General features: G+C 61.7%; 6 protein-coding genes and 1 rRNA gene. 1 reads left to right on the forward strand and 6 read right to left on the reverse strand.

All coding sequences use genetic code 11. From position 1 onward, the window contains the following. Positions 1-3: 3 nt before the first annotated feature. The 3 genes from mreD to DyAD56_RS04450 are packed head-to-tail and all read right to left on the reverse strand — an operon-like array spanning position 4 to position 2553. Positions 4-489, reverse strand: a complete 486-nt coding sequence (mreD, locus tag DyAD56_RS04440; RefSeq protein WP_102301528.1) for a rod shape-determining protein MreD — start codon at positions 487-489, stop codon at positions 4-6. After that, positions 486-1484, reverse strand: a complete 999-nt coding sequence (gene mreC, locus DyAD56_RS04445; RefSeq protein WP_102301529.1) for a rod shape-determining protein MreC — start codon at positions 1482-1484, stop codon at positions 486-488. Before mreC ends, mreD begins: the two co-directional genes overlap by 4 nt. A 22-nt stretch (positions 1485-1506) precedes the next feature. Next, complete coding sequence (locus DyAD56_RS04450; protein ID WP_102301530.1) at positions 1507-2553, reverse strand: rod shape-determining protein; 1047 nt, start codon at positions 2551-2553, stop codon at positions 1507-1509. 260 nt (positions 2554-2813) lie between these two features. Here DyAD56_RS04450 and DyAD56_RS04455 point away from each other — a divergent pair, with 260 nt between their 5' ends. After that, entirely contained in the window at positions 2814-3749 is a 936-nt protein-coding gene (locus DyAD56_RS04455; RefSeq protein WP_102301531.1) for a carbohydrate kinase family protein, read from the forward strand. A gap of 74 nt (positions 3750-3823) precedes the next feature. Here DyAD56_RS04455 and glpK read toward each other — a convergent pair whose 3' ends face one another. The 3 genes from glpK to rrf all read right to left on the reverse strand — a co-directional run bounded on the left by glpK (position 3824) and on the right by rrf (position 6256). After that, entirely contained in the window at positions 3824-5323 is a 1500-nt protein-coding gene (gene glpK, locus DyAD56_RS04460; RefSeq protein WP_102301532.1) for a glycerol kinase GlpK, read from the reverse strand. Positions 5324-5403: 80 nt separating this feature from the next. Beyond that, on the reverse strand, positions 5404-5964 hold the full coding sequence (locus tag DyAD56_RS04465; protein ID WP_102301533.1) for a TIGR00645 family protein: 561 nt from the start codon (positions 5962-5964) through the stop codon (positions 5404-5406). A 179-nt stretch (positions 5965-6143) separates the two neighbouring features. Beyond that, positions 6144-6256 (reverse strand): 5S ribosomal RNA (gene rrf / locus DyAD56_RS04470). Positions 6257-6277: the final 21 nt, after the last annotated feature.

Genomic DNA, 6277 nt, shown 5'->3' on the forward strand with positions numbered 1-6277 from the left:
GCGTTACTGGATGCGCAAGCGCATGCGCAGGTCGTCCATGAGCAGGAACAGGAACGGCCACAGCATGGCGCCGATGAACGGCGAGATCCACCACGTTGCCGATGGCAACGAATCGCCCGCAAAGGTGCGCACGATCAGCAGCAGCACGCGGTCGTTCAGCAGCAGAGCCAGCACGGCCAGCGTCTGCTGCCACATAGGGAAGAAACGCAGGCGCGAGCGGAACCGCAGGGCGATGAACACGAGCGCGCACATGCGCATCGCGTGCTCACCCAACAGAACGCCGTCGAGCAGGTCGGCAAAAAGGCCAACGATGAAAGCCAGCCCCAGCGTGACGCGATCACCGGATTCCAGCGCCCAATACAGCAGGAACAGGGCCGGCCAGTAGGGCTTGAACGGCTGCAACGGCGCCGGCAACGGAACCAGCATGAACAACACGCTGAACACCAGCGTGCCCACAAACCACAACAGACTGACGCGAGGTTTGCTCATGGCTGTACCGCCGAATTCGTGGTGGCGGACGCGGCGGGCGACGGCACTGCGCTCGGGCGCGGCGGCAGTGCCGTGCTGCTCGCAGATGCTGGTGCCGGGGCGAGATCGGACGGCGGCCCGGCCTGCGCAGCAGGCTCGGGCGGCCCCACGGGCTCAGCAAGATCATGCAGCAGCAGCACGTTGTCGCTGCGATCCAGGTCAGCGGCCGGTCGGGCTCGACCTTCGAGGAACATGCCCGATGCCGCCGGCTCTACGCTTTGGATCTCGCCCACGGGGAAACCCGGCGGAAAACGCCCGCCCAGGCCAGAAGTCAGCAGCTTGTCACCGGGATGCACATCGGCTGCCATCGAAATGTTCGGCAGACTCAGCAGGTCGCCTTCGCGCGTGCCGTAGGCCACCGTACGCAGGCCGGTGCGCTCAATGACCACGGGGATAGCGTGGTCGGGATCGGTCACCAGCATCACCAGCGACGTACGCGGCATGACTTCTACCACCTGCCCCATCACGCCGTGGGCGTCGATGACCACCTGCCCTGGTTTCACGCCGTCGTGGGTGCCCAGGTTGACCAGCATGCGGTGGCGGGACGTGCCGAGGTCCACGTCAATGACGCGGGCCAGTTGCACGTTGAGGTCAAGGCTGTGTTGCGTGTCCAGCAGTTGCTTCAGGCGCTGGTTCTGCTCAGCCACCGCTGCCATGCGGTTGAGCTTGGCGTTGGCCAGCAGCAGGTCTTCGCGCAGACGCTGGTTCTGCTCGGTGAGCAACTTGCGGTCGGAAAAAGCAACGCTGAGAGAACGCATGCCTGCCGCCGGCAGGCTGGCCAGCCGATACACGGGCTCGACCAGCACCGAAGTGGTGTAGCGCAGGCGCCAGATCCAGCCGTTCCGATGGTCGAGCACCATCAGCACCATGGCCAGCGCGAGATAAATGATGAGCCTGAGCGTACCGGCGACAGTGCCGGCAAACAGGGGCGAGGATTCCTCGCGCGCAAGCGCCATGGCCTAACCCCTGTCGCTAGGTTTACTCAGGAGCGAAGAAGTCGCTGCCGTGCTGATCGATCAGCTCCAGCGCCTTACCGCCGCCACGGGCCACGCAGGTCAGCGGTTCGTCCGCCACCTGCACGTGCAGACCGGTTTCCTCGGAGATAAGGCGATCCAGGTCACGCAGCAGAGCACCGCCACCGGTGAGCACGATGCCGCGTTCGGCGACGTCAGAGCACAGTTCCGGCGGAGTCTGCTCGAGGGCCGACTTCACCGCAGCCACGATGCCTGACAGCGGCTCGTGCAGTGCCTCCAACACCTCGTTGGAGTTGATGGTGAACATGCGCGGCACGCCTTCGGCCAGGTTACGGCCGGAGATCTCGATCTCCTTCACGTTCGTCTGCGGGAACGCGCAGCCGATTTCCAGCTTGATGCGCTCGGCCGTCGACTCGCCGATCAGGGTGCCGTGATTGCGGCGCACGTAGTTGATGATGGCCTCGTCGAAACGGTCGCCACCCACTCGCACGGACTGCGAGTACACGATGCCGTTAAGCGAGATCACAGCCACTTCGGACGTGCCGCCGCCGATATCCAGCACCATGGAGCCGCGGGCCTCATGTACCGGGATGCCGGCACCGATGGCGGCGGCCATCGGCTCCTCAATCAGGAACACGTCGCGGGCACCGGCGCCTTCGGCGGATTCCTTGATGGCGCGGCGTTCCACCTGGGTCGAGCCGCAGGGGACGCACACGAGCACACGTGGGCTCGGCCGCAGCATGCGCGACTTGTGCACCTGCTTGATGAAATGCTGCAGCATCGCCTCGGTCATCGAGAAGTTGGCGATCACGCCGTCCTTCATCGGACGCACCGTGGCGATATTGCCCGGCGTGCGACCTAGCATCTTCTTTGCGTCGCTACCGACAGCGGCCACGGCACGTGGGCCACCCGGACCGCGGTCCTGGCGGATAGCCACCACCGACGGCTCGTTCAGGACAATGCCCTGACCCCGCACGTAAATGAGGGTGTTGGCCGTGCCGAGGTCGATCGAAATGTCGTTGGAGAAAAATCCGCGAAACTTCTTGAACATGGGTCCGCCGCGTGCCGGCTGTAGCTAAAAAGTAAGCGCGCCAGTCTAGTCAGCAAACCACGGAATCGCAAGGACAATCTCGTTAAGAAAGCCTTTGTTTTACGCTGTGATAGACGGTTTTCTGGGGCTCCTTCTCGAACGACAGAGTCGCAAGAAAGTCGCAGTTGGGCCCGGTTATCAGTATGATCGGGAACTTTGAGCCAGGCTGGCGCGTGCGCCACCCGGACTGCCATCCATCTGCCAGGGAATATCCTCGCATCATGTCTGCCGTCATCTGCGGATCACTCGCCTACGACACCATCATGGTGTTCCAGGACCAGTTCAAAAATCACATCCTTCCGGATCAGGTCCATATCCTGAACGTGTCGTTCCTGGTCCCGCGGATGCGCCGCGAGTTCGGCGGCTGCGCCGGCAACATCGCCTACAACCTGAAGTTGCTCGGTGCTGACCCGGTGCCGGTGGCCACGGTGGGTCAGGATTTTGGCCCCTACCAGGCTCATATGGAGAAGTGCGGCATCCGCCTCGATTACGTGAGGGTGTTCGATGACCAGTTCACGCCGCAGTGTTTCATCACGACGGACCTGGACAACAACCAGATCACGGCGTTCCACCCTGGCGCCATGCTCAACGCGCACACCAACCATGTGCGCGACATTCCGGACACGACCTTTGCCATCGTGGCACCGGACAGCCGTGACGCCATGCTGCAGCACGTGGATGAATTCGCCGCACGCGGCGTGCCCTTCATCTTCGATCCAGGCCAGGCGATGCCGCTGTTCGACGGCACGGAATTCCGTTCGATGATCGAAAAGGCCACGTACGTCATCGTCAACGACTACGAGTCGCAGCTATTGCAGCAGCGCACCGGCTGGAGTGCGGAGGAGATCGCCTCGCGCGTGAAGGCCTACATCGTCACGTTGGGTCCGCGTGGTTCGCTGATCCATACGGACGGCACTATCCATGAGATCCCGCCGGCGCGTGAGCGTCAGGTGGTGGATCCCACCGGCTGCGGCGACGCGTACCGCGCCGGCCTCATTTTCGGCATCATGAAGGGTAAGGATTGGGCGACCGTAGGCCGCATGGCCTCGTTGATGGGCGCACTGAAAGTTGAGCATCCGGGCACACAGAATCAGCACTTCGATTACGCGCAGTTTTCGACGGAGTTCAAGGAACAGTTCGGCTACGCGATCGACTGAAATTGGCCGTCCATACGGCTATTCATTCGATATCGCACGGCAAAAAGAGGCCTCCTTCGGGAGGCCTCTTTACTTCAGTCAACGCGAAAACCGATGGTGGCCTCGACCGCATTCCGCCACCCGCGATATAGCCGATCGCGTTCAGTTTCCCGCATGATCGGCGCGAATCGCCGGTCCACTTGCCACAGTGCCGCGATCTCCTCACAGCTCTCCCAAAACCCCACCGCTAACCCTGCGAGATAGGCGGCACCAAGCGCCGTGGTTTCCTGTACCCGCGGACGGAGTACAGGAACACCGAGCATATCGCTCTGGAACTGCGCCATGAAATCATTGGCTATCGCGCCGCCATCCGCACGCAGTTCCTTCAAGGCTAGGCCCGCGTCCGCCTCCATGGCCATCAGCACATCCCGTGACTGGTAGGCCATCGATTCGAGCGCTGCGCGTACGAAGTGCTCCTTGCTCGTACTTCGGCTCAAACCAAAAACAGCGCCACGCACATCACTACGCCAGTACGGCGCGCCCAGCCCGACAAACGCTGGCACCACGTAAACACCTTCACTGGAAGCGACGCGCTCCGCGTAGGCCTGTGAGTCCGAGGCCTTACCCAGCATCCGCAGGCCATCACGCAGCCATTGAATCACCGATCCCGCAACGAAGATGCTCCCCTCGAGGGCATAGTCGACGCGATCCCCTAGCTGCCAAGCGATCGTCGTCAACAACCCGTGCTTGGAGGGGACCGCCTGCTCGCCCGTGTTCAACAGCATGAAGCAACCAGTGCCGTAGGTGTTCTTGGCCATACCGGGACTGAAACAGGCCTGCCCGAAGAGGGCAGCCTGCTGATCACCTGCGACACCGGCGATCGGCAGGCTCGCACCGAAGAACTGTGTGGGCACGGTATGGGCGTAGATCTCGCTGTTGGAGCGCACGTCGGGCAACATTGCGCGAGGGATGTTCAACATGGCGAGCAGGTCGTCGTCCCAACAACGGCGATGAATGTCGTAGAGCAGGGTACGGGCCGCGTTGCTCACGTCCGTCACGTGCGCCGAACCGCCACTAAGGTTCCAGATTAGCCAGCTATCGATCGTCCCGAACAACAGCTCACCGCGTTCCGCGCGTGCCTGCGCTCCCTCGACGTGATCGAGTATCCAGCGCAACTTGGTTGCCGAAAAATAGGCATCGATCAGGAGTCCCGTGCGCTCACGTACAAGCGGCTCGTATCCATCACGGCGCAGTTGCTCGCAGATCTCGATGCTCTGGCGCGATTGCCAGACGATGGCGTTGTGAATGGGCTGCCCAGTGGCGCGATCCCAGACCACGGTCGTTTCGCGTTGATTGGCAATGCCGATCGCCGCGATGTCCGAAAGCTCAATCTGCGTGTTAGCGAGCAGCTCGGTCACGGTGACCAGGACACTCGTGAGAATGTCGCGCGGACTGTGCTCGACCCAGCCGGGCTGGGGAAAGATCTGCGCAAACTCGCGCTGCGCTACGCCAACGACTGAAGCCGAGTGATCGAACAGGATCGCGCGGGAGCTGGTGGTTCCCTGATCCAGGGCAAGGATATAACGCTGCTTCACGCCCTTCCACTCCCGCACGCGATGGGTAACACGTTAAGCGTAGCAACATCGGCCCCGCATGCGCGGGGCCGGAAGCAGCGTCAATGCGTGGCGGGCTTACCGCTGGGCTGCATGATGCGATCGATAAAGGCCAACGCAAGCGCCGACACCACGAACGCCAGATGCAACAGCAGCTGCCATTTGATCGTTTCGGCATCGAGGGAGGCGGCCTTGATAAAGGTCGCGAGCAGGTGGATCGATGAAATGCCGATGATCGCCATGGCGAGCTTGACCTTGAGCACCGTGGCATTCACGTGCGATAGCCATTCCGGCTGATCAGGGTGGTTCTCCAGCTTCAAGCGGGACACGAAAGTTTCGTAACCACCAACGATCACCATCACCAGCAGGTTGGAGATCATCACCACGTCGATCAGACCGAGCACGGTCAGCATGATGGTCGTTTCGGCGCTGTCCGCCGATGCACCGGGCGCGATGTGGCCCAGCAGCGTTGCATCGACCAGATGCCACAGCTCACGGAGGAACTGTACGACGTAGATAGCCTGGGCAACGATCAGGCCGAGATAGAGCGGCAGCTGCAACCAACGGGAAGAGAAAATCAGATAAGGGAGCGGACTAGGGCGGCTCTTTTCCGGAGTCGTCATGTACATCACGTTGTCAGAATGGGACTACGGATGATCGCAAATTTATGCGACCCAGGACATCTAGTCACGCTCGATCGTTCAGGAGAGCGAGCGCCGATCCATAATCGCGGCGTGTGATGTTTTCCAAACGCACAAAGACAAACGCCTTCCCGGATGGGAAGGCGTTTGAGGGATAAAGCCCCTGGCGGTGACCTACTCTTGCATGAGGATTCACACTACCATCGGCGCAGCTGCGTTTCACTTCCGAGTTCGGGATGGGATCGGGTGGGACCACAGCGCTATAGCCGCCAGGGAAAGGGTGGGAACAGCGCAT

This window comes from Dyella sp. AD56 (assembly GCF_002878475.1).
Lineage (GTDB): Bacteria > Pseudomonadota > Gammaproteobacteria > Xanthomonadales > Rhodanobacteraceae > Dyella.